Consider the following 25,801-nt stretch of genomic DNA (forward strand, 5'->3'; position numbering starts at 1 on the left):
ATACTTTTCCTAGCTAATAAAAACACAAAAAACTATTGTCCGCTTGAATGCTTTGTTGTATAATGTATCTTGCTGTAAGTAAACTCTGTGTTTAATATTAGTAAACTTATCTAACTTGAGGTTTACTATCACTAAACTTGAAAGAAAGGAAGCAGACATGGAAATTGGCAAGCGCATAAAAAATCTTAGGCTTAGTAAGAATTTAACGCAAGAAGAACTAGGGGAGCGGACGGATTTGACAAAAGGTTATATTTCGCAATTAGAGCGAGATCTAAGTTCACCGTCGATTGAAACCTTGTTTGCGATTTTGGAAGTGCTTGGCTCAACGCCAAAAGATTTTTTTGACGAAGAAGAACATAATCAAAAAGTCATTTACGGCGAATTAGAGCACACCTTTTTTGAAGATGAAGAGAAAGGTTACAGAATTAAGTGGCTAGTTCCAGAATCAAATGAAAAAGAAATGGAACCAGTATTACTTGAAATAGAAGCAAAAAGTTGTTTCAAAAGCTTTGAGCCATCACTTTCTGAGACTTTTGGCTATGTATTGAAGGGCGAGGTTACGGTGATGCTTGGGCGGAATGAATATGTGGCAAAAACGGGAGAAGCAATTTATTTCCATGCTGCAGACGAACATCAGATAATCAACCAATCGAGTGAAAAAGCAACACTCATCCTAGTTGCAACAGATTCATATTTATAAGGGGGTAAATTATTTTGGCAGAAACAATCATTCGTTTCGAAAACGTTACGAAACAATTTGACAACGATCCGCCAGTGCTGGACAATGTCAGTTTTGAAATAGAAAAAGGGAAGTTTTATACATTACTCGGGCCTTCTGGTTGTGGGAAAACAACTATTTTGCGCTTAATTGCCGGATTTTTAGAAGCATCAGAAGGACAAATTTATCTTGGTGAAAAGGTCATTAATCAAATCCCAGCTAATAAACGCCCAGTTAACACAGTTTTCCAAGACTATGCGTTATTTCCGCATTTAAATGTATACGAAAATGTCGCTTTTGGACTCAGAATTAAGAAATTAAAAAAAGAAGCTATCGAGGAAAAAGTGAAAGAAGCGCTTCGATTTGTTAATTTAAAAGGATATGAGAAAAGAGAAATTAGCGAAATGTCTGGTGGACAAAAGCAACGTGTGGCGATTGCACGTGCGATTGTAAATGAACCAGAAGTTATTTTGCTAGATGAACCACTTTCGGCGCTGGATTTGAAACTTCGGACGGAAATGCAGTATGAGCTTCGTGATTTGCAAAAACGACTGGGAATTACGTTTATTTTTGTTACACATGATCAAGAAGAAGCGCTTGCAATGAGTGATGAGATTTTTGTGTTAAACAAAGGAGAAATTCAGCAAAGCGGGACACCCATTGATATTTATGATGAGCCGATTAATAAATTTGTGGCTGATTTTATTGGAGAATCGAATATCGTTACTGGCAAAATGATTCAGGACTTCGAAGTGGAATTTGTGGATAGACGCTTTGAATGTGTCGACCAAGGTTTCCGCCCAAATGAAACGGTAGAAGTTGTCATTCGTCCAGAAGATTTAGAAATAACTTCTGCTGAAAAAGGTCAGCTTCAAGTGACGGTGGATTGGATGCTGTTCCGCGGTGTGCATTATGAAGTGGGTTGTATCGATACAGACGGAAATGAGTGGCTCGTTCATACTACGAGAAAAGTGCGTGTCGGCGATAAAATTGGCTTAGCGTTTGACCCAGAGGCAATTCATGTTATGCGTCTTGGGGAAACGGAGGAAGAATTCGATAAGCGGCTTGATAGCTACGATGAGGTGCAGTAATGAATAGACGCACTCGGACAGTTTACCTTGTTCCTTATGTACTTTGGATTTTGCTTTTTGTTGTCGCACCGATTTTATTGATTGTTTATTATTCGTTCTTTGATGTCGATGGTAATTTGACGGTTAATAATTATATTCATTTCTTCACACCAGTTTATTTAAAAATGACAGCTAGTTCGTTTTGGTATGCTTTTTTGATTACGGTATTTACTTTACTTATTTCTTACCCAACGGCATATTTACTAACTAAACTGAAACATAAACAGCTGTGGTTACTCTTAATTATTTTACCGACTTGGATTAATTTGCTTCTTAAAGCATATGCATTTATTGGGATTTTTGGGACATACGGGGCTGCAAATCAGTTTTTAGAATTAATGGGAATTGGCTCGAAGCAGATTTTATTTACGGATTTTAGTTTCTTATTTGTATCCACGTATATCTTCATCCCATTTATGATTTTGCCGATTTTTAATGCAATTGAGGAAATTAATCCGACGTTGATTCAAGCGTCGCGCGATTTAGGCGCATCTAGCTTGACTACTTTTCGACGGGTGATTTTTCCACTGACGGCAGACGGCGTGAAATCTGGTTGTCAGGCTGTATTTATTCCAGCGCTATCGTTATTTATGATTACGCGATTAATTGCTGGAAACCGGGTGATTACGCTTGGAACGGCAATTGAAGAACATTTCCTTGTTACGCAAGACTGGGGAATGGGTTCAACAATTGGTGTATTCTTAATTATTGCGATGATTTTCATTATGTTCTTAACAGGTTCCAAAAAGAAACGAGGTGTGCGTAAATGAAGAAAAGTAAGTGGGGTACGATTTATTTAGTACTAGTTTTTGTGATTTTATACGCACCGATTTTCTACTTGATTTTCTACTCTTTTAATAAAGGCGGAACGATGCATAGTTTTAGTGGTTTTACGCTTGATTATTATAAAGAAGTTTTCCAAGATACGCGTTTACTCATTATTGTTTTAAATACATTTGTGATTGCGCTACTTTCTTCAGTGATTGCAACTGCGATTGGGGTTTGCGGGGCGCTAGCGATAAAATTTATGCCAAAACCGTTTGCGAAAAATTCGTTACTTAGTTTGAATAATGTGTTGATTGTTAGTCCGGATGTTATTATTGGTGCGAGTTTCTTGATTTTCTTTACGATTTTGGGTGTAAAACTGGGCTTTATTTCGGTGCTAGTTTCTCATATCGCGTTTAGCATTCCGATTGTTGTATTAATGATTTTACCGAAGCTACAAGAAATGAGTCCGACATTGATGGATGCAGCGCGGGACTTAGGCGCGAGTCAGTGGCAAGTGCTTTCTAAGGTGATTCTTCCATATATTATGCCAGGTGTTTTAGCAGGTTTCTTTATGGCACTAACTTATTCACTAGATGATTTTGCAGTCACTTTTTTCGTAACAGGGAACGGTTTCTCCACATTAGCGGTAGAAATTTATTCTCGTGCTAGACAAGGGATTTCGCTTTCTATCAATGCATTGTCTACGCTAATTTTCTTATTTACGATTGTTCTTGTTATCGGTTATTACTTTATTAGTAAACGGAATACGAGCAAAAATATTCGGACGGGGGCGACAAAAGAATGAAGCAACTGTTGAAAATTTTTGTGCCTGTTATTGTTGTCGCACTCCTAATGATGCTACTCGCAACGACAATGAACCGTTCAGAAGGCTATGCTGGGAGTAATACACTGACGATATATAATTGGGGCGACTATATTGATCCATCTTTAATTACGAAATTTGAAAAAGAGACAGGTATGAAAGTGATTTACCAGACGTTTGATTCGAATGAAGCGATGATGACGAAAATTGAACAAGGTGGTACAACATTTGATATTGCGGTACCAAGTGATTATGCGATTAGTAAAATGAAAGAAGAAGATTTACTGATTCCGCTTGATCATTCCAAACTACCAAATGAAAAATATTTAGATCCGCGTTTTATGGATTTATCGTTTGATGATAATAACAAATATTCGATGCCGTATTTCTGGGGAACGCTCGGAATTATTTATAATAAAAAAATGTTTCCAGATAAGAACTTTGACACTTGGGATGCTTTATTTGACCCGGATTTGAAAAACCAAATTCTTTTGATTGACGGCGCGCGCGAGGTGATGGGGCTTGGCTTGAATAGCCTCGGTTATTCACTCAATGATACAAACAAAGCGCACTTAATGGAAGCTCGTGACAAACTTGAAACGATGACACCTAACGTAAAGGCGATTGTTGGCGATGAAATTAAATTGTTGATGGCAGATAATGAAGCTGGTGTTGCAGTAACTTTTTCCGGTGAAGCGGCAGAAATGCTCAGTGAAAATGAAGATTTAGAATATATGATTCCAAAAGATGGCTCTAATTTGTGGTTTGATAATATGGTCATTCCGAAAACCGCGAAAAACGTTGATGGAGCGCATAAATTTATCAATTTCATGTTAAAACCAGAAAATGCAGCAATTAATGCCGAATATGTCGGTTACGCTACACCAAACGAGAAAGCAGTGAAACTATTACCAAAAGAAATTTCTAGTGACGAACGTTTTTATCCAAATATGGATGAGCTGACGAATTTAGAAGTATATGACAACTTAGGTAAGCGAATGTTGTCTTATTATAATGAACTATTTTTAGAGTTTAAGATGTACCGTAAGTGATCGGAAAACTCGGCGGAAACGTGTTATATCAGCAAGCATTCAGGAGTATAATTTTATAGCCAGTTTTCCAAAAAACACTCAAAAAGCGATGGAAATGTCGCTTTTTGTTTTTTAAAACTGAAGATTCATTCAGATATTTTCAGCTAGAAACTTGGGCTTATGTAAGGATAAGCATAAATGTTTTTAGAGAAAAATTATCATTTGAAAGGGCTTGTTAAGAATAGTTTTTTTAAGCACTAAAATATATACTGTAAGTGTTGAAGATGTTTATACTCTATTATTAAAAAAATAAGGATTTTTTAGGAGTGTATTAGAGTGCATGTTGCGAGGCAGATTAATTACTGGAATATGTAAGCTTTTATAGTGAAAATAGAAGTTATACTGTAGCTATTTCTTATTGTTTTATTGCTTTGAAATAAAAATTTATTAATCGAAAAAGACATCCACTTTAAATAAAACCGAAAAATAATGTTTTTATTTTAAAAATGTTGTATACTTACAGAGACAAATAGATTGGAGGTTTAAGGATGGATGAACTTAAATTAGACGAAGCAATCAGTAAAGTAATAGTTGATGGTACTTTGAAAGGGTACTTACAGTATCTTGAAGAGCGAAAAAGCAAAAAAGAGTCAATGAGTGTTAGTGGTGCATATGCTTGGACAAAAGGAAATCACATTGACGATCAAGTTTCTAAAATTGGACAAAACCATAATGTACAGTTTAAAATTGAAAAAGCTGGCTATACTTGGGAATATTTACAGTTTACAGTTAGCGAAAATGCTGAAAACTATATGGTTATCGTAAAAAACTCTAGACGAGTGAAAAAATCTTTTGATGATCAAAAAAAGAAAGTCAATGAAGATAATTACTTAGTTAATTTTGCTGACATAAATACAGATGTTTTAAAGAATAGCAAGCAAAACTTTGTTGCTCAACCAGAACAGCTTGAACTTGAATTAAATGACCCAGAAGAAATAAGAGCTGTTATAGAAGGCAAGCAACTAAACGTAACTCAAAAATACGCACGCTTTTATATTGTTACATATGAGATTGATGATGAAACTAAAATTATTAAATCCATTCAATTAACCATGCCTAATCGTCAAACAATGAACCTAGAGCTAATTGAAGATTTAAGTTATCTTATACAAGCTAGTGAGTATGAAGCTACTATTGAAGATGTAGAACCAATTATGAATGAAAAAGTATCTGATCAGACTATCTTTTCAGGTGATTCAAACGCATTTGGTTATTCTATACCTGAAGAAGAAAAAGAAGAATCTGGAAACTAAATTTCCAACAAATAAGCAAGGATGTGATTACAATGTTTTTCGGAGAGAAATTACAAAGTGTCAGAGAATTAAATGGTCTCTCCAGAAAGGAACTTGCTGACAAATTAAGTTTAAGTGAACAAGCAATCTGGCAGTATGAAAACCAGTATACTGTACCAAAATTTGAAGTGGTTAATGAACTAAAAAAAGTTTTTAATGTAAAAGCTCAATTTTTCTATACAGAGTCATTTGTAACTAATATTTCTAAAGTTGAAAGCATTGCCTATCGAGCTGAGGATAGGGAGGCTCGTAAAAAAACAAAAATGGAAACGACTTTTATTGATTTTACTAGTTATTTTCTAGATAAGTTTGAAAGTAAGCTCAATTTACAAGCTAGTCTCCTTTCACAATTAAGAAACGAATCAATTCAACTTTATAATACATCAACAGAAGCAAGTGACAGACTCTTACAATTAGAGATTATTGCTGAAAATGCTAGAGAAAAATTGGACGTACAATCAAATTCAGAGCTTCTTTACAAGCTTGAACTTTCAGGAATATATATTTTAGAAAAAAGTATGGGAGTAAGTATTGATGCATATAGTACTTGGACTAGTCAAGAAAAACCTTTTATTATACTTGGCAATAAAAAAAAATCTGCGGTTCGTAGAAATTTTGATTTAGCCCATGAATTAGGGCACTTGTTACTGCATTACAAGATTGATATGGACAGCTTAACAAAAGATGAACATAAAATAATTGAAAAAGAAGCAAATGATTTTGCCTCTTTTTTCCTCCTTCCAAAAAATCAATTTTTAAAAGACTTTTTAACTATCTCAAAGAAATCAAATCCTGAGTCTTATTTGGATTTGAAAATGAAATATATGGTATCAATTGGTGCGTTAGAGTATCGTGCTTATAAAATGGGACTACTGACATTTGAAGAAAATCGTTACTTTTACGCAGCTCTAAATCGAAAAGGTTACAAAAAAAATGAACCTTTAGATGAAGATATCTCGATTATTAGACCTGGAAAAGTTCGTTCTTTGCTAGACCTGATTTTTAAAAATCACTTATTTTCATTAAATGATATTCTAAATGATTGTTACATTGAACGTTCATTTTTAGAATCTCTATTGGGGATTGAAAATGAATTTTTAAGCAAGTACTCTGAAGAGTCAAATAGAGAATATTTTAATAACTCAAATGTTGTTTCTTTATTCACTAAGGAAACTAATTAATATCGAAAAATGTTCTTATATGTACTGACTCCATAAGTGTTTTTTTCTAGTTTTCCATTTTTGATGGTCAGATTATTAAATATTGCTATAGTAGCAGCGTGTTTTTGTTGTATTACACTCGTTTCTATCAATTGTAGTTAGCTTTGGCTTTCGATATATTGATGGTGTTAAATTTGAAAAAGTTGACTATAAATTAGCTTAATCTACTCAATACAAAAAAATATCCTGGTGATTATCAGCTATTCTGATTTTCACTAGGATATTTTTTGTTTTAAGAGAATTTTGTTTCGCGCTTATTATTTTACTTACTATTCAGTATGGAGAAAACGATTCTTTTGAAATCCCATTGCCGAGACAATTACTCTAAATAATTCTTCTGAAATAGCAAAATGCCCGAATCGTAATGGAGATTGTTTTTCTTGCCATTCTGGAAAATCAATCAGAGCCCGAAAGGAGGTTCTTTTTTCAGTTAATGACAAAGCTTTAAAATATGTCTCTGATGAATGATCTTGCCGTAAAAATCAACTCTTTCTTTTCTAATATAGGAATTCCTTTCTTAACGAAGACACTGCGAAAAGAAAAGTCTATTATCGAAATACTAAGGAGATATAATTGATAAACTAACCTATGAAAAAACAGCCTTTATATTATAAACTCTGTCATACCATGAATGAATCTTTCAATTAAACTAAATTTATACATCAGAAACCATACATGTGCTACCAAAAATTTACTAACTAAGCGGTAAAATTTACCGCTTAGTTGGATTTTAGTAAGCGATTTCTTGGAATTAAATTCCATTTACCCAGACTTTCATTTATTTAATGTTTCTTGATGCTATACTACATTTATCAAGAACATATTGATTTCGGCGCCAATCAAAACTCTTTGATAATTAAACCCAGGAGGAATTACTATGGATAAAAAGTTGAATATAATGGATAGAATTACGGACTATATTACTTTCAAGATGACACCCGTACTAATGAAAATATTTAATCGTCCAACATTAAATATTATTAAAAATAGTATGGTTAACATTATGCCTTTCATACTATTTGGAAGTGTCACGCTACTTGTGTCTTTACTAGGAACAACGTCAATGGGAACTGAGAAACCAATACTTCCTTTTTTGGCAAATTATACGGATCAAATTGGATTGATGAACTCTTTGACAATGGGCTTTATGACATTATATTTTTCTGTTTCAATTGGACTTAATTATGCGAAAGAATATAAGCTTAATGAAATAAATGCTGCACTTGTGAGTTTAATGTCATTTTTAATGATAAATATAGATAAAGTAACCGATGGGACTATTGATGTCTCTTCATTTGGAGCAAACGCACTTTTTCCAACAATGGTCACTTCCATTTTAGCTTTAAAGATATTCAAAATATTTATTAATAAAAATATTGTTATTCGTATGCCAGAAGGTGTTCCACCAGCAGTTGGGCAAGCGTTTTCTTCTCTGATTCCTTTTGTAACTATCGGACTTCTTTATTGGTTCCTTAGAACGATGCTACAATTTAACATTACAGAAATAATGAGAGATGTTATGAGCCCAATCTTTAGTGGAACGGATAATATTTTCGTATTTACATTTTATGGATTCTTTACAAAATTACTTTGGGCTTTTGGTATTCACGCCGACTCCCTCTTTCAAGGTATTTTTGACCCACTCAAATTAACTTGGATTGCCGAAAATAGTGCAGCAAAAATTGCCGGCGACCCATTACCCCATATTTGGACCACCGCATTAGAAAGAACTTGCTTGTGGACAGGACCAGTATTGGGACTATTAACAGTATTAATGTTTTCAAGGGTTAAGCATTTAAAAACCTTTTCTTTCGCTGCCCTTCCAGCTGCCTTTTTCTCCATTGCCGAACCGGTAGTTTTTGGGTTACCTATTGTGATGAACCCTATGTTACTTATCCCATTTATTCTTAGTGGAACATTAGGAGCTTTTCTAACTTATGGTGCTTGCCAAATTGCTATACTTGCAAGACCCTTTTTAGAATTACCATGGGCAACACCCCCTGTTCTTATAGGCTTTATTGCATCTGGTGACTGGAAATATATTCTGGCAGCAATTTTCAACATTGTTTTAGGAGCTTTGATTTATTACCCATTTGTGAAAGCATTTGAACGGGAAGAGTTAAAAAGAATCAATACAAGTGAAGATGTTCCTGCTACAGAATAATAACGAAAATAAGAATCTACTATGGGACAAAAGTTGTCTCGTAGTAGATTCTTATTAGATAACAGGAAATATTAAATGATTTCATGTTAAATCTTCTGATAATAACTTACTCAAAAAATCGTTTACGCAAATCAATTTCGTTACGTTTTGTATTTTCAAGATTAGATTCAAAATCTTTTAGATAAATAAAACTATATATACAATCCAAAATATATTGTGTAGCAATACTAGAACTAAAAGTTTCCATTTTTCCTTTCAATAGTTTTGCCTCATTTATTCCTGTATAGATTGCATAATCAGCTATTTTAGCTAACATTGTAGCTTTATCTTTTGTAATAGCAACAATTGGCGTTTGACTTTTATTTAAATTATATGAAATTTTTAGCGTTTCTGGATTTTCACCTGAGTGCGAAATAACTACAGCCATATGTGTGGAATCAGAATTAATTGCTTGATGTATCTGTTCTGTATAACAAGGTTCCAAGTGAACATTTTTACCCAACCGTATTAACTTACTTTTGAATTCGTAAGCTGCTGCCTGAGAAGAACCTTGTCCATAGATATCAATGATACTGGACTGGTTCATTTTATCAATAATACTATAAAGCTCTTCCACATTGAATTCAGATTTCACCTCACGGATAGAATTTTTAAAAATATAATACATGTTATCAATGATAGTCTCATAAGAATCTTCTTGTGTGAATGGAAAATTATAATTACTAGTAGGAGATATTTTTTCATTTTCTGCTAGCTCTCTACTTAGCTTAATTTTGAACTCGGAATATCCACTTGTTTTTACTTTTTTACATAACCTCATAATAGTTGAAGGTGAGCTGTAAGTAACTTTAGCCAATTCTTTAATGCTCATATTACATGCAGTATTACCATTTTTTAAAATAAAGTGAGCGACTTCGGTTTCCCTTTCAGAAAAAAGAGAAATATCTGCTAACTTAGTAAGAATCATTTTATTCACTCTCCTAATTTGGTTTCTTTAATTATACAACAGCTTTTTGGTAAAAAGTACCGTTATTATTTTCGCATAAAAACAATAAACTGGTACTATTTTCCAATATAACTGGATTCTATTTACTTAGTATATGCCAATGCTATACTGAGGACAAGTAGAGAGAAATGTTTGCTTTTTATTTAGAATATATAATGAAAAACTAGGAGGTATTTGATATGGTAAGAAGATTAATTAGCAGCAGTAGAAGTGAAATTAGAAAAATGAGTGCCAGTGACTTAAAAACTTCTATTTTGGCAAGTGAAGGAAGAACTGTCCTTTGTCAAAATTTTATTGGTCATACTTTATGTGAAGGAACTACCAACGCAGAAGTTAGTCAAGCGTTTGGGGCAGATATGATTTTCTTTAATGGCTACTCAATGGATACAAGTGTTATTCAAGAAGGTCTGATTGTCGAGGAATGGAATGAAGCTACCGAAACTTTTGATACTAAGCAATATCGTTTGAAAGAGATGAAAAAACTAATTAATGTCCCTTTAGGAGTCTATTTAGAATGTGGTGCAGGTGATGATGCTACTACTTCAACAGCTCCAGAAAAGCAGCTGATTAAAAATGATCGAATTGCTTCAAAAGAAAATTTGGAGAAGGCTATTCAGGAAGAGTGTGATTTCGTTGTATTAGCTGGAAATCCAGGCACTCGAACATCTTATCAAACAATTGTTGAAGCAACTAGACAGGCTAAAGCTGTTGTTGGTGATAAAATGTTACTATTTGCTGGAAAGTGGGAAGATGGTGTCTTTGAGAAAGTACTTGGAGATCCACAAGTTCCTATGTCTACTCATAAACAGTTTGTACAAGAACTGATTGATGCCGGTGCTGATGTTATTTGCCTACCAATGCCTGGCTGTAGACCGGGTATCACAGTGGAGGATATTCGAGAATTAACAACTTTTACGCACACTTATAAACCTGGAACTTTGGTAATGTCCTTCTTAGATTGCTCTGTAGAAGGCGCGGATGATGATTCCATCAGACAATGTACTCTATGGTCTAAAATGACTGGTGCTGACATTCATGCAATTGGTGATGCAGGTTTAAGTGGTATGAGCTCACCAGAAGGAATATACACCATGTCAATCGCTTTAAAAGGAAGAAGACTTACTTTTAGAAGGCTAGGAGCAGGCGGCAGATAATCAGTTTTATCTCTATAATTTATAGATTAAGAGGAACATGAACATACAATATGCTATAAAAAATAGTCTATCTCTAATAATGTCTGCAAACTTAAGCAAAAATATACTTAATCTTGAAAATACTAATATCAATAGCTTTCATATGGATAGCCGTTCTATATTAAATTTTGAATTAGTAGCAACAAAATTCTATTAAATATGTACCGAAAATAAAGCTACCGGTATCTTTACGCAAGTTATTTGCCAGGTTGAAATACGAACATTAGGCAAATAACTTGTGGAATAGATCCGCAATCCGCTAAAATAACATTACGCAATTTTTTTTTGAAAAGGGGAATTGATTATGACAGTGGAAAAAGTGAAGTGGGGCTATGATGAAAAGACCGGTCCAGATATGTGGGGACATATTTGTTCAGACTTTGAAATAGCGGATACTGGTAGGGCTCAATCACCGGTGAATATCGAACAATCCGATGTAGAGCAAATCAAACCATCGACCATGAAATTTTACTATAAAGAGACCGATTATACGATTAAACGAATAGAACAATCCGTGCATGTATTTCCGCATGATAAAGAGCAAGGGCTACGCTATAATGGTGAATATTTTCCACTTGTTTCATTTCATGCCCATATCCCGGCAGAGCATCTTTTAGACGGGTATATTTATCCAATCGAATGGCATTTTGTACATGAAAAAGCAGATGGAACGACGCTTGTAATGAGTGCTTGGATGGAAATCGATAATACGACCAATGTGGAATTAAAAGATTTACCGAAGCATTTCCCAGAAGTTTTTGTAGATTTTGAAACAGAACGTGAAATTACGTTAGATGCCAATGAATTCTTGCCAGAAGAACGTGTTTTTTATACGTATCAAGGTTCACGGACAACACCGCCAACAGTGGAAGGTGTTACGTGGATTGTGTTGAAAAATGCGAAATCACTGAAACAAGCTGATTTTACAGAATTAGATAAAGCGATTGGCAATACCAGCCGACCAATTCAAGATTTAAACGGTCGCGAAATTACTTTTTACAATTAAAAAACTAGAAAGCCTCGCTCGAATCTTGTATAGTATAAGCATAGATTTACGAGTGGAGGCTTATTTTTATGTATGAAAAAGCGCGCAAGATGATGATTGAAGCACATAAGGGGCAAGTCCGTAAAATTACTGGTGAGCCTTATTTTTCGCATCCTTTAAATGTGGCACGGATTTTGCGTCGCGCTGGTTTTTCCGAAGACGTGGTTATCGCAGGTTTGCTTCATGATGCTGTTGAGGATACTTTGATGACAGACCAAGATATTCGGCAAATCTTCGGTGATGTTGTGGCTGATTTGGTTGCTTCTCATACGGAAAATAAAACTTTATCATGGGAAGAACGCAAAGCTCATACAATTGAACAAGTTCGTACAGGTACTTTGGAAGAAAAAGCACTTATTGTTGCGGATAAGTTAGATAATCTAAGCTCTGTAAGATATGCTTTAAGCTCTGAAGGGGATTCAGTATGGAATTATTTCAAACGCGGCTATGATAAGCAAAAATGGTATAATGAAGGCATTAAAAATAATATGGAATATGGGCTAACTCCGTCTGAAATTCCTGCTTTTTTTGAAGAGTATTCTCGTTTAGTTAAGTGGATTTTTAAGAGGTAAATTTTTCGTTTTAAATAACTGTCAATTTAGGTACTTATAATCAAAAATTAAAGTTTTTAGAAAATGAATTTCCTTTTCAGCTAAAATAATGTAAAATGAAAGCGTTATAAACATACGAGAAAGGAAGTTTTTTGGATGGTTTATGGAGCAATTGAAGCAGGCGGAACAAAATTTGTTGTCGCAATTGGAAAAGAATCTGGGGAAATCATTAAACGCGAAAGCTACCCAACGACAGAACCAGCAGAAACAATGAAAGCAGTTATTCAATTTTTCAAACAGTATCAAGATGAATTAAAAGCGATTGGAATTGGTTCGTTTGGTCCGATTGATATTCAAAAATCTAGTCCTACATACGGATATATTACGCAAACGCCAAAACTCGCCTGGAGAAATTATGATATTGTTGGTGCAATCAAAAAAGAATTTAATATCCCGATTGGTTTCACGACAGATGTAAATGCCGCAGCGCTTGGAGAGGTTAGTCTTGGAGCCGCAGCAGGTTTATCAAGTTGTGTCTATCTAACAATTGGAACAGGAATCGGCGGCGGTGCAGTGGTTTCTGGGAAAATATTAGAAGGATTTTCTCATCCGGAAATGGGACATATCATGGTTCGCCGTCATAAGTTAGATCGTTTTACTGGTAGTTGCCCAAGTCATAGTGATTGCTTGGAAGGACTGGCAGCGGGTGGAGCAATTGAAAAACGTTGGGGTAAAAAAGCAGCCGAACTTTCAGATAATGAAGAAGTTTGGAATTTAGAAGCTCATTATATTGCCCAAGCCTTAATGAATTATACATTGATATTATCTCCTGAAAGAATTGTTTTAGGTGGAGGCGTGATGAAACAACGTCAACTTTTCCCATTAGTTCGTCAAAAACTAAAAGCGTTAGTAAATAATTATGTACAGTTGCCCGATTTAGAAACATATATCGTTCCGCCAAACTTGGAGGATGATGCTGGAATTACTGGTTGTGTCTTACTTGCTGTGGATGCTGAAAAAACAAATTAATCATATACAAGTAATGAGATATAAATCTCAGTAAAAAGAAAAATGGATTTAAGAATTCCTTTTTGAAAGGAGTGATTAAATCCATTTTTTATACACAGAAAGGATTACTTTTGGTAGAATGGAAATGCCTAAACCCTGGATGGGAAATGGACTTTATTTGTATAAAATCTAGAGGCAGAACATCTGGGAGGAAAAAAGCAGTACTATGATATAAATTATGTTACACTATTAAAAGATATGACAAATAATAAAGGATGTATAAAATGGATATAGCGAATACAAAGTACGAATTAATTGCGAATGATTTACGCAGGAAAATTCAAGAAAAATCATATGAACCAAATGAACAGCTTCCATTCGAAAAAGACCTGTGCAAAGCGTATAATGCGAGTAGAATCACTATAAGAAAAGCAATGGACATACTCGTGAATGAAGGCTATATCTATAAAAGACGTGGATCAGGAAGCTATGTTAAAGATATAGAACCAAAAGAATTCACACATTCAACACTGCTAGAAAATTTTAATGGAAGAGAGATTACAACAGAAGTAATAGATTTTACAGTGATTAAATCACCGGATGATATAGCACAAAAATTAAAATTGTCCTCGAGTGAATTTGTATATGATATCTATCGACTAAGAAAGAAGAACGACCAACCTATTGCGATAGAGCGTAGTTTTATGCCAATTCAGTTAATCCAGGGAATGCGATTGGACGTTTTAGCAGATTCGGTATATACGTTTATGGAAGAAGAACTTAGTCTAACACCTAAAAGTATTCATCGTAGCATTCGAGCTTCTAGGCCTTCCAAGCTGGAGGAAAAATGGCTTCAGGTAGACTGGAACTATCCACTGCTAGAAATCGAACAAACAGTATTTTTAGATAATGGTAGGCCATGTGAATACTCACTTACTAAAATAAAAACGGATGAATACGAATTTAAAACAGTGAATATTATTTGAGAAATGAGCTAAACTTCATTTCTTTTTTTTGTTTAAATTTGTTATAACTTATATTAATAAGTATTGACTTATGTTTTTTATTGGTTATACTATTAATTAAGAAAACGTTTTCTATTTAAAAAAGTGAGGAGAAATGAAAATGAAAATTGCATTATTTTGTAGTGGTGGAATGTCAACAAGTCTCGTAGGATCAAAAATGAAAAAAGCGTATGAAGCGATGGGGAAAACAAACGTAGATGTCGATGCTTATGACTTTGCAATGATTGATGAGGTTGGAAATGAAGTAGATGTAATCATTATTGCTCCTCAGATTTCGTGGGCATTTGATCAAGTGAAAGCAGCACACCCAGATAAAAAAATAATTTCCTTAACCATGGCGGAATTTGGTGCAATGGATGGTGTTTCTATTATTAATAGATTAAATGATGAGGGAGTGATTCCAGAATGAAGCCAGGTGGATTTAGTGGATTTCAGGCCTCTTTCACTCGCACTGTAGGAAAAATTGCTGGAAATAAATTGCTACTTACGCTTCGTGACACATTTATACTTGTCGCAGCTGTGACAATGATAGCAGGATTTGCTGTCATGATTAGTTCTGTTTTTCTAGATCCAAATGGTTTGATTTTTGGAGAACAGGGCTTACATATTGGGAAATTAATAAGTGGTTCTTGGAGTGCTTGGGCTAGTTCTGATTTTGCTCAAACACTTACATATATTCAATCGCTTGTTAATTTATTCTCTCAAGGTGCTTTATCGGTATTTTCTTTACTGATTGTTGTGGTATTTTCCTATACGTTCTCGAAAAAGTTTTTCCCGAGTAATAAAGAACATATGACATCTGTATTGTATGCAATGGCTTCTTTCTTTATTTGCTTACCATGGAATTACGATTATATGGTGAATAATAAAAATGTAGAGATAACAGGAATGCTGAATTCTAACTTTTTAGGAACACCAGGAGTTTTTTCAGCACTTTTGATTAGTGGGATTGCAGTATTTGTTTATAATAAAGTTTTGCAAAAAAACATCATTATCAAGATGCCGGATTCTGTACCGCCAGCCGTTGCACGTAGTTTTGAATCATTAATTCCGGGGATTATCACCTTAGCAGTATTTGTTATTGGTACTGGAATTAGTGTTGGTTTGGCAGGAGTTTCATTGCCTGAATTATTACTGCAAGTTTTACAAAAACCAGCAATGGCGATTTCTGGAACGGCTGCCTTCGCATTAGTCGTTCAAATTACTTGGCCGCTATTACAATGGTTTGGAATTCACCCAACATCTATTTGGGGACCTGTTTTTGGTGTTACTTGGAATGTTGCTGATACAGAAAATATTTTAGGTACGGCGAAACATTTATATTCAACAATGTTTATGAATTTTTCTACCATTGCTGCTGGAACATTCGCGCTTGCACCAGTTTTAGCTATTTTAATTTTTTCCAAAATTAACGCAGAGAAGAAAGTATCTAAAATAGCTTTGATGCCTGCTGTGTTCAATATTAGTGAGCCAATCACGTTTGGTTTGCCGATTGTATTAAACCCAGTAATGTTTGTGCCTTTTGTGCTGGTGCAACCGGTTTGTTTTTATTTAGCTGTTTTCTTTACCCATATCGGTTTTATAGATGTGATAACTAATAATGTACCTTGGACAGTTCTGCCACTTATTTCAGGATTATTGTTCACTGGGACAATCAATGGTGCGATAGTTCAATTAATTAATTTAGCCGTTGCGGTTCTTATTTATATTCCATTTATACGTATAGCGAACCAAATGAATCTGAAAAAAATGAAAGGAGTTTGATTTTAAATGAATGAAACGCAATTAGAACAAGCAATGCAACTGATTTTTGTTGCTGGAAATGCTAAGTCGATGGCGATGAATGCAATTTTAGAAGCAGAAAAAGGGGAATTGGAGCAGTCAATAAAGACTGTAAAAGAAGCAAAACAAACGCTACATGAGGCACATGGGATTCAAACTGGTTGGTTGACTAGTGAAATGAATGGAACAGAAATAGAAAAATCGATTCTCCTTATTCATTCTCAAGATCATTTTACAACTGCCAACATTATGATTGATATAGCAGAACGGTTTCAAGTATTATATAGCAAATTAGAGAAGGTGACGAGTCAAGCCAATGACGAATGATTTTAAGTTAGCGCCAATTTTTTCGGATAAGATGATTTTGCAACGGGATAAACCCAGCTTGTTTTTTGGAGAAGCGAGAGTCGGGGCGAAAGTGAAATTATTTTTGCCAAATCTTGCCTTAGAAACAATCGCCAACGAAGCTGGACAATTTCAAATAGAAGTTCCCCCTTTTTCAGCAAATGAGACTGTATCATGCGAATTTATCTCGGAAGGGGAGCACATAACACTTAAAAATATTTTATTTGGAGATGTCTACTTAGTTGCTGGACAATCTAACATGGAATTCCAACTGAAAAATGACATAGAAGTAGCTCAAGAAAAAATGGATTGGTCGAAAATCCGTTTTTATAATGTACCGCAAATGGAATATCCGGGACATGTGCTAAGTATGATGAACTGGGAAAAGGCAAATGAAAATATGTCAGCAGTAGCATATTATTTTGCAGTAAAATTATTTATAGAAAATCCAGCAATTCCGATTGGGATTATTGGTTGCTATAAAGGTGGTACATCGGCTTCGTGTTGGGTTTCTGAAGAGGTGCTGGCAGAAAGTGAGGCGTTAAAACAAACCTATCTTGAGCCATTTGAACGAGCAGTTTTAAATAAAAATGAGGCGGAATTAGAGGCGGAACGAGAAGCTTTCGAAGCAAAAAGCCAATCATTTGCTCGGAAGAAGGAAGCATTTATTGCTGAACATCCAGAGATGACCTTAATGGAAGTTAAACAAATACTGGGACATTCTCCTTGGCCGCCACCAATGACACCAAAAAGTTATGGTAGACCTTCTGGATTATTTCATACGATGCTACAAACCATTATCGGGATGAAGTTTCGAGCAATTATATGGTATCAAGGAGAGGAAGATGTCCAGTTTGGTGCAGTCTACCAATTACTACTTGAAAAGCTTATTAAACAGTGGCGACAAATCTTCGGGCAGGATGAATTACCATTCTTTATCGTGCAACTTCCAAGATATGCCAATGCACCAGATGGTAGTTGGCCGATTATTAGAGAAATTCAAGAGCAAGTAGCTAAGGAAACTTTGGGAGCTTATTTGATTACAACGATTGATACAGGAGAAGCCTATGATATTCATCCACCTTCCAAACGAGTTATAGGAGAACGAACAGCCTTTACCGTAAATAAGATACTAAATCAAGCTGTAGAAAGTGTAACACCGAGAATGGGTCGTTTGATTCAATCTACTATAGTAATAGAAAACGCGAAACAATTAACAGTTATTGGCGAGTATCCTTTTAACTTCCCAGGTGTAGAAATCAAGGGTGCAACACTTATTATAGCTACAGCAAGTGAGCCTGTTTTTCAATACGCCTATGAAAACTTTCCGAGGGGATATTTAGTTAATGAATACGGTATCCCGGTTTCCCCGTTCCAAGTAGATTTGCCTAGTTAAGAAAACAAAGCTGACAAAGAAATCCTATAATCGTAGGGTTTCTTTGTTATTTTAGCATATAAATATTTCGAAAAAGGAGATAACATATATATATATAGTAGGAATCCGCTTCCTTTAATGGTAAAATGTTTCTTGGCAAAGGAAATAAAATACCGATAAAGCTAAAAATCTTATAATAAAGCAGGAGTGATAGCTTGAAACGCTTCAGACAAATAGTGCATCATGTTTTCAAACCACATAAGTATATTGTGCTAGCTTGTGTGCTAGTAACACTTTTTTTAATGTTAGAGGTTTTCATTGTTATGCCACAAGAGAAGGGGACATTTGCTTATATCTCTTACTTAATCTCTGCGTATTCATTCATCATTATTAGTGTACAGCTTTGGGGATATTTAAAAAAGCATTTTTTACAGATTGCTTCTAAAAATAAGTTTGCTAAGCGGTACATATTTGATTTGTCTTTCAGGTCACACCTTTCATTATACTTGTCACTTACAATAAATTTTTTTTTCATGACGGTTAACTTAGGTACAGGATGGTATTCTAAATCTGTATGGTTTATCACACTTGCTTTTTATTATTGCTTTTTGGCTGTCATGCGATTTTTATTACTTCGATATGCAAATAAAAATACATTTGGAGAAAATATTTTCTTGGAATGGAGATATTATCGATTTTGCGGTATTATGCTGTTACTGATGAATATTGTACTAGTTGGTGTTATTATATTAGTTTTACAACAAAATAAAGGTTTTGAATATATTGGTATGCTTATTTATGTAATGGCAATTTATGCTTTTTACTCTGTCATTATCTCGATTATCAATGTGATTAGGTTTAGAAAACAAGGTAGTCCAGTTCTATCTGCTTCCAAGGTAATTAATCTTGTGGTCGCATTGGTGGCTATATTTGCACTTGAAACAGCTATGCTTTCACAGTTTGATACAAGGCACGATATTTTGTTCCAACACACGATAATTGCTATAACGGGAATAGCTATTTGGACTATCATATTTGCGGTAGCTATTTTTATGATAGTACGCGCTACACTAAAACTAAGGAAATACTTATATTTTCCAAGTGAGAGCAAATAAGGTAGCTTCATTGATAAAAAACTTATAAGATCAGGGTGATTTGTGATTATTTATTATTAATTCAGGGAATAAAAGGAAATAGCATAAATAAAAAGGGGGAGTTAAATTGATAAGAGAAAGAAAAATCGTACTTATTACTAGTATATTTTTTATTGCAATTGTTTTTTTAGTTTTACTTTTTGAGCGAGAAATTATTTGGAATATGGTTTCGGGGCACTTTGATTTTTCTGTTTCCAATATAATTAATCTTTTAGCGGGGAAAGATTTAGTTACTTTCTTTTTACATCAAATTGTTGCTGCACTGAAGAGTACGGTTATCTTTGTTATCATTGAGTTGTTATTTATTATTGCTGTTCCTGTTTTTATCATCGTAATTATGTTTCGTGCAAAAAAGAAAGAAGGCTGGACAAAATCAAGTATTGCGATTACAAGTGGATATAGCCTACTGCTCATCTCGCTCATTTCTTTTCTACTTTTATTTAGTGTTCAATCTTTACATACGTACCAAAATATCCATGAAAATGTGGTTACAGCTAAAAAAATTGTTTTATCTCATAACTCACAAGAAGTGGAAGAGGCCGTTGCTACTATTCTGGATGATCCGCAGAAGTCTATTCAAAAATTCAAAGAAATCTCCAGTAAACTAGATGAACACACAGGTATTTTCACCTTGCTTTCTGAATGGTTTGATAAAGTTAAAAATTATGAAAACCTACTTATTATTGGAACTGTGATTTCCTTCCTATTAATTCTTAGTGCGCATATTACCGAATTATACCGTTTGTGGAAAAAACCGCAAAATTAGGCTAATAGCTATTGATTTCAAAAAAATATAATTTTTCACATAAGGAGAATTTATGGCTAATACGAATTATGATGCACTGGAATTTAGAGAAAAAATTATCGCGGATTTGAAAATTAAAACAAGTGATTCTGTCATTTTGATGTGTGCAATTTTGATTGCTTCCATAGGATTAAATATGAATTCGATTCCTGTTATCATTGGTGCGATGTTGATTTCACCATTAATGACTCCTATTTTAGGTGTTGGGTACGGGCTTTCTGTCTTTGATTTTTATATTGTAAAAAGGGCCGCAAAGTTACTTTTGGTAGAAGTTTTGGTGAGTCTTGTCGTGGCAACACTTTACTTCACTATATCACCAATCACCTATGCGAGCGATGAGCTTATTGCTAGAACTTCTCCTACCATATGGGACGTGATAATAGCCTTTGGAGGAGGGATTGCCGGAATTATTGGAGCTACCAAAAAGACCAGTACCAATATTGTTCCCGGAGTTGCGATTGCAACAGCACTAATGCCACCAGTTTGTACGATTGGTTACGCTATTGCGACACTTAATTTTTCTTATTTTATCGGTGCCTCTTATTTATTTATTATTAACTGTGCTTTTATAACAATTGCTACTTTTATTGGTATTCGCTTTATGCGATTTCCACTTCATATGGAAAAAACTAAAAAAGAAAACAGGCGTATTATCATCTTTACGATTGTGTTATCGCTATTTATTGTTGTTCCAAGTATTTTTTCTGCCTCGATTTTAGTCCAAGAAAGTATCCAAAAATCATCTATCAACCAATTTGTAACGAATGAATTTGCAGATTACGTAGTATTAAATCAAAGCTATAACGAGGATAAAGAACTGCTTACCGTGACAATATCTGGAGCTCCAATGCCAAAGAGTAAGGTCCAAATTATCCAGCAAGATTTACCAGATTACGGATTAGATAAGGTTACACTGGATATTGATCAAGTGCCAGATTTTACTGAACTAAAAGGGAGCGAGGTAACTAAATATATCGATCAATACATTAAGAAAAAGCTTGATGAAGAAGATAGTAAAAATGTAGAAACCCACGCTGAATAGTCTAACAAAAGCAGCCTTAACTAGAGGCTGTTTTTTTATGATGACTTTTAGCCTTATATATCCAATTTTCTCGAAAAACACTGCAACTAGAATTAGAGAGGCTTTAAGTAAATAGTTTCTATTTTTGAGGCTGTAGATTAGGTGAATAATCACTAAATCTACAGCTTTTTTTGATGAAATAGTTCCATCCTAAAAATGGACATAAAATAAGGGGTTCGGTGTGAAATTCTTTACACGGTCAAAAAAATAAGGGTGCTATACTTTAAAAGTCAAGTCGTACCAACGATTTTCTCATATTTTTAGTAGGCTTGGTAAATAAAAATTAAGGAGTATGAAAAAATGAAATCAAGCAAAATAGGAGCTCTATTATTAGGTACAATATTAATCGTCCAAGCACCATTTCAAGTGTATGCAGCCAGTAATGATACTATTGATCAAAATAAAACAGAAAAAGCTGCACCAACCACATATATGAACAACAAAGCATTAACGGCAACAAGTGATTTGGAGTTAACTATCGGGGAACAAGTAACAAAAACAATTCATATTCAAGACCAACCAATTGGGGAGCTTGAATATGGAAGTAATATTTCTGACGTGAAAGTAGTTTTAACAAACATGGATGGCATGAATTATAACATCGTATACGGTCCAAAAAGTGCAGATGGAACACATTATCAATATGCAGATGTGACACTTTCAGGAACACCGACAAAGGCTGGCACTGGAAGCTTTAGCCTTGAATATTATGATGGCGCCGGAAATGGTGGAGAAAGATCATATACTGTTAACACTCAATCAACTACGACGGTGAAATATGTAGATAAAGATGGAAATAAAATTGCAGAAGACACTGTACAAGCTGGAGATTTAAACACAGCGTATACAACAGAACCGAAAACAATTGATGGCTACACCGTTGATGAAACCAAACTTCCAAGTAACCAAAATGGACAATTTGGTGAAACGAACCAAACAGTAACTTACACTTACACTAAAAATGAAAGTGAAGTCAACAAAGGAACAGTAGGTATTTCATTCTATGCAGAAGATGGTGAGCGTCAAGAACTTGTAACATCATTAGACTTATCTTATGCATATCCAGATGGCGTACCATCGGACACAGTCACATTTGGTGATTTAGCAAATGGAGCAAGCTATAATGACTTAAGACCAGGTACATTACCAACGGAAATTTCGTGGAATGTGGTACTGGAAAATACCGTTGCTTACATGAATGGCGATATCGATGCTGCACAATTTGAAGCAGCAGTTGGTGGAACTGTAGATGCATTCGATGTGGATTTCATCGCAGAAAACTTTGAAGGCTATGAATTTGATGAAGCAGCTTATCAAGCAAACTTAGATAAAATGGTAACCTTTGAACAAAATGGTGGTAGTGTTAATTTACAAGTACCATTCAAGAAAATTGCAGAAGTTCAAGCTGGTGCAGATGTATCCGTAAAATATGTGGATGCAGATGGCAATGAATTAGCGGCGTCAGAAACATTAAGCGGCAACGTAGATGAAAGCTATACTTCAGAAGCAAAAACAATTGATGGCTGGACACTAAAAGAAACTCCAGCAAACGCAACTGGTACTTTTACAGACGAAACGCAAACCGTCACTTATATGTATGAAAAAAATACCGATGACAATGTAACGCCAACACCTGTTGATCCAGATGATAACAATAATTCAAGTGACGATGCGAAAGCCCAATCTGATGATAGCTCGGATATTCCTACCGATAAGGACACAGTTAAAGGTAATAGTGATAGCAAAAGCACCAATGATGGCGATGTGAATGAAAGCACAACAACTCCGCAAGTTAGTGGAGATACAACTACTGCAAAAACACAAACAAGTACTCCAGCTAAAACATCGACAATGGCGAAAAACTCCCTACCAAAAACTGGAGATAACGCTTTACAAAGTGGTTTATTAGTTGGACTTGGAGCAGTTTTACTAGGTGGACTTTTCATCTTCTTGCGTAAAACTAGAAAAGCAAAATAAGCCTCAAAAAACATTAATAAAAGGCTCAGCAGATAACGAGCTGCCTAGTTATAAAAAAGCACTTCTTATCAAATTGGAATTAAATTTGGTAAGTGGTGTTTTTTTGAGATTTTTCAAAACAGCCATAACATAGGATTAACGAAAATGATAAAATTATAGGCAGAAAAGCATTTAGTAAGTAGTACAAATTAACTTGGAAATGAGAACAAAGCTAACTGTTCTTCTAAAAGTGAGTGATCTTCATGATGCATATAGTTGGACTATGGAAGAAAGGACAATTACTAATTAAAACTAGTGGGGGTTATTTACTCAGATACATCCAATCCATTTGGGACTGTTACCGAAAGTACTTCTGGGGAAATATTTGCAGAATCTAGCAGCGGACTTAAAATCCAATTAGACGTAAACACCCCATCAAAGTTGAAGTTAATGGAGAAATAATTAGCGTTTTTTTGTAAAGTTAGTAATCGGAAATTTGCCGATAACAAGAAATTATTTCGCTACGAATAAATCCCCAACAGTGGCTAGTTTAACCAATGTTTTTTTGATATACTTAATTGTGATAAAACAAACAAGGATGCAGGAGGGGAAAAATGTCGATTACGAACTTATTAAATATTAAATATCCGATTATCCAAGGGGCTATGGCGCAAATTGCGAAAGCTCCACTTGTTGCTGCTGTTTCGAATGCGGGTGGGCTTGGAATTATCGCTTCTGGTGGCATGAGTGCGGAGATGCTCCGAGAAGAAATCCAAAAGACAAAAAGCTTAACAGATAAACCGTTTGGCGTTAATTTAATGTTAATGATGACAAATATTGCTGAATTAACCGAAGTAATTATTGAAGAAAAAATTGGTATTGTCACAACTGGTGCCGGTACACCAAAAACGTTTATGCCGATTTGGAAAGAAGCCGGAATTATTGTTATGCCAGTGGTTCCATCCGTTATGATTGCAAAACGGATGGAAAAAATGGGCGCAGATGCAGTGATTGCGGAAGGAACGGAAGCAGGTGGGCACGTCGGAGAAACGACTACAATGGCGCTTTTACCACAAATTGTTGATGCAGTAACAATCCCGGTTATTGGTGCTGGAGGAATTGCTGATGGGCGAGGAATCGTGGCAGCACTCGCTTTAGGGGCACAAGGAGTTCAAATTGGTACACGCTTTTTAGCAACAGAAGAATGTCCAGTTCACCCGGACTTCAAAGCCGCGGTCATTAAAGCTTCAGACCGTGATACAATGGTTACCGGACGTAAAGCAGGTGCTCCGGTTCGTTCTATCAAAAACAAAATGATCAAAGAATATATTCGTTTAGAGGAAGAAAATGCGGACCGTGATACATTAGAAGAACTAACGCTAGGATCTCTTAGAAAAGCTGTTCAGGAAGGCGACACAGATAATGGTTCTGTCATGGCTGGTCAAATTGCAGGACTTGTTACGGAAATCAAACCATGTAAAAATGTCATAGAAGAAATGATGGCTGAAACGAAACAAGTTATTTTTAATTTGCAACTAAATTAATTATGAAGCCAGGGCAAATGGGTCTCTAAAATGAAAAAGAAGCAGAAAACATGTCTATTCCATTTTTCGAAATGGCTCTATACAATGATTTCTGCTTTTCTATTTTCCTACTTTTATTGCTGAGCTTTAGTAATGTCAAAGCCTCAATTTATTAACCAAAGTTAAGTTGCCAGAATACCCCGAACTTATCGGTTACTTGGGCATAAGTAGAACCCCAAAAAGCAACTTGTAATTCCATCTCTACTTTACCACCAACTAGTAACGCCTCGTAGGCTCGTTTCAGCTCACTTTTAGATTCAAAATTAATCAAAATCGTTACACGGTTACCAGTCGTAAAGCCTTCATATGGCGTATCAGTAATATAAATAAATTCCTCGCCATTTTTTGCTAACCGGCTGTGCATTAATCTTTCACCGAAAACGGCATCTCCATCAAAATGATTCATCTCTTTGAAACGCTGGACGTTCGTAATTTCGGCTACAAAAACCTCTGAATAAAAGATTAGAGCTTCTTGACCTTCACCATTAAAAACTAGATAAGGAACTGCAAAAGGCATCATGACCATCTCCTCTTATATTATTTAATTAAGTATACGGCTAAATAGTATAAGTGTCATGTTTAAGCCAAAATATATTCATTAAAAAAACAAAGTTCTTGCTATTTAATGTAATATACTATACAATTTAATTAAGAAATTGGTATAAATATCTTTAATATTTTTTTGA

Annotated in this window: 24 protein-coding genes; 22 read left to right on the plus strand and 2 right to left on the minus strand. The window is 34.9% G+C overall.

From position 1 onward, the window contains the following. Positions 1-157: 157 nt before the first annotated feature. The 8 genes from JL53_RS04620 to JL53_RS04655 all read left to right on the plus strand — a co-directional run bounded on the left by JL53_RS04620 (position 158) and on the right by JL53_RS04655 (position 9,206). Complete coding sequence (locus JL53_RS04620) at positions 158-700, plus strand: type II toxin-antitoxin system RelB family anti-toxin (protein WP_003718971.1); 543 nt, start codon at positions 158-160, stop codon at positions 698-700. A 14-nt stretch (positions 701-714) separates the two neighbouring features. Continuing rightward, on the plus strand, positions 715-1,809 hold the full coding sequence (locus tag JL53_RS04625; protein ID WP_003718972.1) for an ABC transporter ATP-binding protein: 1,095 nt from the start codon (positions 715-717) through the stop codon (positions 1,807-1,809). After that, positions 1,809-2,618: an ABC transporter permease gene (locus JL53_RS04630; RefSeq protein ID WP_003718973.1), complete on the plus strand. Its 810-nt coding sequence runs from the start codon at positions 1,809-1,811 to the stop codon at positions 2,616-2,618. Before JL53_RS04625 ends, JL53_RS04630 begins: the two co-directional genes overlap by 1 nt. Further along, positions 2,615-3,421, plus strand: coding sequence for an ABC transporter permease (locus tag JL53_RS04635; RefSeq protein ID WP_038406915.1), 807 nt, complete (start codon positions 2,615-2,617; stop codon positions 3,419-3,421). The genes JL53_RS04630 and JL53_RS04635 overlap by 4 nt, the downstream gene beginning before the upstream one ends. Beyond that, a complete protein-coding gene (locus tag JL53_RS04640) occupies positions 3,418-4,491 on the plus strand; it encodes an ABC transporter substrate-binding protein (protein ID WP_038406916.1) in 1,074 nt (357 codons plus the stop codon). Before JL53_RS04635 ends, JL53_RS04640 begins: the two co-directional genes overlap by 4 nt. A gap of 527 nt (positions 4,492-5,018) precedes the next feature. Further along, positions 5,019-5,783, plus strand: coding sequence for a spr1630 family ClpXP-sensitive toxin (locus tag JL53_RS04645; protein WP_038406917.1), 765 nt, complete (start codon positions 5,019-5,021; stop codon positions 5,781-5,783). A gap of 32 nt (positions 5,784-5,815) precedes the next feature. After that, complete coding sequence (locus JL53_RS04650; RefSeq protein WP_038406918.1) at positions 5,816-7,003, plus strand: spr1629 family repressor/antitoxin; 1,188 nt, start codon at positions 5,816-5,818, stop codon at positions 7,001-7,003. A 916-nt stretch (positions 7,004-7,919) separates the two neighbouring features. Then, complete coding sequence (locus JL53_RS04655) at positions 7,920-9,206, plus strand: PTS sugar transporter subunit IIC (RefSeq protein WP_038406919.1); 1,287 nt, start codon at positions 7,920-7,922, stop codon at positions 9,204-9,206. A 106-nt stretch (positions 9,207-9,312) separates the two neighbouring features. Here the strand turns inward: JL53_RS04655 and JL53_RS04660 are convergent, their stop codons facing one another. Beyond that, complete coding sequence (locus JL53_RS04660) at positions 9,313-10,173, minus strand: MurR/RpiR family transcriptional regulator (RefSeq protein ID WP_038406920.1); 861 nt, start codon at positions 10,171-10,173, stop codon at positions 9,313-9,315. A 218-nt stretch (positions 10,174-10,391) separates the two neighbouring features. Here JL53_RS04660 and JL53_RS04665 point away from each other — a divergent pair, with 218 nt between their 5' ends. The 14 genes from JL53_RS04665 (at position 10,392) to JL53_RS04730 (ending at position 25,076) form a co-directional block, all read left to right on the plus strand. Next, on the plus strand, positions 10,392-11,366 hold the full coding sequence (locus JL53_RS04665; protein WP_003718982.1) for a DUF7916 family protein: 975 nt from the start codon (positions 10,392-10,394) through the stop codon (positions 11,364-11,366). A gap of 343 nt (positions 11,367-11,709) precedes the next feature. Further along, positions 11,710-12,411 (plus strand): carbonic anhydrase, encoded by a 702-nt coding sequence (locus tag JL53_RS04670; protein WP_038406921.1) that lies wholly within the window; start codon positions 11,710-11,712, stop codon positions 12,409-12,411. A gap of 68 nt (positions 12,412-12,479) precedes the next feature. Next, positions 12,480-13,022, plus strand: a complete 543-nt coding sequence (locus JL53_RS04675; protein WP_003718984.1) for an HD domain-containing protein — start codon at positions 12,480-12,482, stop codon at positions 13,020-13,022. 135 nt (positions 13,023-13,157) lie between these two features. Further along, positions 13,158-14,030: an ROK family protein gene (locus tag JL53_RS04680; RefSeq protein WP_038406922.1), complete on the plus strand. Its 873-nt coding sequence runs from the start codon at positions 13,158-13,160 to the stop codon at positions 14,028-14,030. 263 nt (positions 14,031-14,293) lie between these two features. Beyond that, positions 14,294-14,995: a GntR family transcriptional regulator gene (locus JL53_RS04685; protein WP_038406923.1), complete on the plus strand. Its 702-nt coding sequence runs from the start codon at positions 14,294-14,296 to the stop codon at positions 14,993-14,995. 139 nt (positions 14,996-15,134) lie between these two features. Then, positions 15,135-15,443 (plus strand): PTS sugar transporter subunit IIB, encoded by a 309-nt coding sequence (locus JL53_RS04690; RefSeq protein WP_038406924.1) that lies wholly within the window; start codon positions 15,135-15,137, stop codon positions 15,441-15,443. Beyond that, positions 15,440-16,798 carry a PTS sugar transporter subunit IIC gene (locus tag JL53_RS04695; protein ID WP_038406925.1) on the plus strand — a complete coding sequence of 453 codons (1,359 nt, stop codon included), beginning with the start codon at positions 15,440-15,442 and terminating at the stop codon, positions 16,796-16,798. The genes JL53_RS04690 and JL53_RS04695 overlap by 4 nt, the downstream gene beginning before the upstream one ends. A gap of 6 nt (positions 16,799-16,804) precedes the next feature. Beyond that, complete coding sequence (locus JL53_RS04700; RefSeq protein WP_038406926.1) at positions 16,805-17,143, plus strand: PTS lactose/cellobiose transporter subunit IIA; 339 nt, start codon at positions 16,805-16,807, stop codon at positions 17,141-17,143. Further along, positions 17,133-18,557: a sialate O-acetylesterase gene (locus JL53_RS04705; protein ID WP_038406927.1), complete on the plus strand. Its 1,425-nt coding sequence runs from the start codon at positions 17,133-17,135 to the stop codon at positions 18,555-18,557. The genes JL53_RS04700 and JL53_RS04705 overlap by 11 nt, the downstream gene beginning before the upstream one ends. A 302-nt stretch (positions 18,558-18,859) precedes the next feature. Next, positions 18,860-19,651: a hypothetical protein gene (locus tag JL53_RS15535; RefSeq protein ID WP_158423289.1), complete on the plus strand. Its 792-nt coding sequence runs from the start codon at positions 18,860-18,862 to the stop codon at positions 19,649-19,651. Between the two features lie 106 nt (positions 19,652-19,757). Further along, a complete protein-coding gene (locus JL53_RS04715) occupies positions 19,758-20,456 on the plus strand; it encodes a hypothetical protein (protein WP_038406929.1) in 699 nt (232 codons plus the stop codon). 52 nt (positions 20,457-20,508) lie between these two features. Then, positions 20,509-21,537 (plus strand): DUF389 domain-containing protein, encoded by a 1,029-nt coding sequence (locus JL53_RS04720; RefSeq protein WP_003718996.1) that lies wholly within the window; start codon positions 20,509-20,511, stop codon positions 21,535-21,537. Positions 21,538-21,876: 339 nt separating this feature from the next. Then, entirely contained in the window at positions 21,877-23,553 is a 1,677-nt protein-coding gene (locus tag JL53_RS04725) for a MucBP domain-containing protein (RefSeq protein WP_038406930.1), read from the plus strand. Positions 23,554-24,146: 593 nt separating this feature from the next. Beyond that, positions 24,147-25,076, plus strand: a complete 930-nt coding sequence (locus tag JL53_RS04730; RefSeq protein WP_038406931.1) for a nitronate monooxygenase — start codon at positions 24,147-24,149, stop codon at positions 25,074-25,076. A gap of 151 nt (positions 25,077-25,227) precedes the next feature. Here JL53_RS04730 and JL53_RS04735 read toward each other — a convergent pair whose 3' ends face one another. Then, complete coding sequence (locus JL53_RS04735) at positions 25,228-25,632, minus strand: VOC family protein (RefSeq protein WP_038406932.1); 405 nt, start codon at positions 25,630-25,632, stop codon at positions 25,228-25,230. Positions 25,633-25,801 lie beyond the last annotated feature (169 nt).

Source organism: Listeria ivanovii subsp. londoniensis, from assembly GCF_000763495.1.
In the GTDB taxonomy this organism is placed as follows: Bacteria; Bacillota; Bacilli; order Lactobacillales; family Listeriaceae; genus Listeria; species Listeria londoniensis.

Coding starts and splice junctions, on each gene's coding strand:
- JL53_RS04620 (WP_003718971.1), top strand. CDS start 158: ATGGAAATTGGCAAGCGCATAAAAAATCTTAGGCTTAGTAAGAATTTA.
- JL53_RS04630 (WP_003718973.1), top strand. CDS start 1,809: ATGAATAGACGCACTCGGACAGTTTACCTTGTTCCTTATGTACTTTGG.
- JL53_RS04635 (WP_038406915.1), top strand. CDS start 2,615: ATGAAGAAAAGTAAGTGGGGTACGATTTATTTAGTACTAGTTTTTGTG.
- JL53_RS04640 (WP_038406916.1), top strand. CDS start 3,418: ATGAAGCAACTGTTGAAAATTTTTGTGCCTGTTATTGTTGTCGCACTC.
- JL53_RS04645 (WP_038406917.1), top strand. CDS start 5,019: ATGGATGAACTTAAATTAGACGAAGCAATCAGTAAAGTAATAGTTGAT.
- JL53_RS04650 (WP_038406918.1), top strand. CDS start 5,816: ATGTTTTTCGGAGAGAAATTACAAAGTGTCAGAGAATTAAATGGTCTC.
- JL53_RS04655 (WP_038406919.1), top strand. CDS start 7,920: ATGGATAAAAAGTTGAATATAATGGATAGAATTACGGACTATATTACT.
- JL53_RS04660 (WP_038406920.1), bottom strand. CDS start 10,173: ATGATTCTTACTAAGTTAGCAGATATTTCTCTTTTTTCTGAAAGGGAA.
- JL53_RS04665 (WP_003718982.1), top strand. CDS start 10,392: ATGGTAAGAAGATTAATTAGCAGCAGTAGAAGTGAAATTAGAAAAATG.
- JL53_RS04670 (WP_038406921.1), top strand. CDS start 11,710: ATGACAGTGGAAAAAGTGAAGTGGGGCTATGATGAAAAGACCGGTCCA.
- JL53_RS04675 (WP_003718984.1), top strand. CDS start 12,480: ATGTATGAAAAAGCGCGCAAGATGATGATTGAAGCACATAAGGGGCAA.
- JL53_RS04680 (WP_038406922.1), top strand. CDS start 13,158: ATGGTTTATGGAGCAATTGAAGCAGGCGGAACAAAATTTGTTGTCGCA.
- JL53_RS04685 (WP_038406923.1), top strand. CDS start 14,294: ATGGATATAGCGAATACAAAGTACGAATTAATTGCGAATGATTTACGC.
- JL53_RS04690 (WP_038406924.1), top strand. CDS start 15,135: ATGAAAATTGCATTATTTTGTAGTGGTGGAATGTCAACAAGTCTCGTA.
- JL53_RS04695 (WP_038406925.1), top strand. CDS start 15,440: ATGAAGCCAGGTGGATTTAGTGGATTTCAGGCCTCTTTCACTCGCACT.
- JL53_RS04700 (WP_038406926.1), top strand. CDS start 16,805: ATGAATGAAACGCAATTAGAACAAGCAATGCAACTGATTTTTGTTGCT.
- JL53_RS04705 (WP_038406927.1), top strand. CDS start 17,133: ATGACGAATGATTTTAAGTTAGCGCCAATTTTTTCGGATAAGATGATT.
- JL53_RS15535 (WP_158423289.1), top strand. CDS start 18,860: ATGCCACAAGAGAAGGGGACATTTGCTTATATCTCTTACTTAATCTCT.
- JL53_RS04720 (WP_003718996.1), top strand. CDS start 20,509: ATGGCTAATACGAATTATGATGCACTGGAATTTAGAGAAAAAATTATC.
- JL53_RS04725 (WP_038406930.1), top strand. CDS start 21,877: ATGAAATCAAGCAAAATAGGAGCTCTATTATTAGGTACAATATTAATC.
- JL53_RS04730 (WP_038406931.1), top strand. CDS start 24,147: ATGTCGATTACGAACTTATTAAATATTAAATATCCGATTATCCAAGGG.
- JL53_RS04735 (WP_038406932.1), bottom strand. CDS start 25,632: ATGCCTTTTGCAGTTCCTTATCTAGTTTTTAATGGTGAAGGTCAAGAA.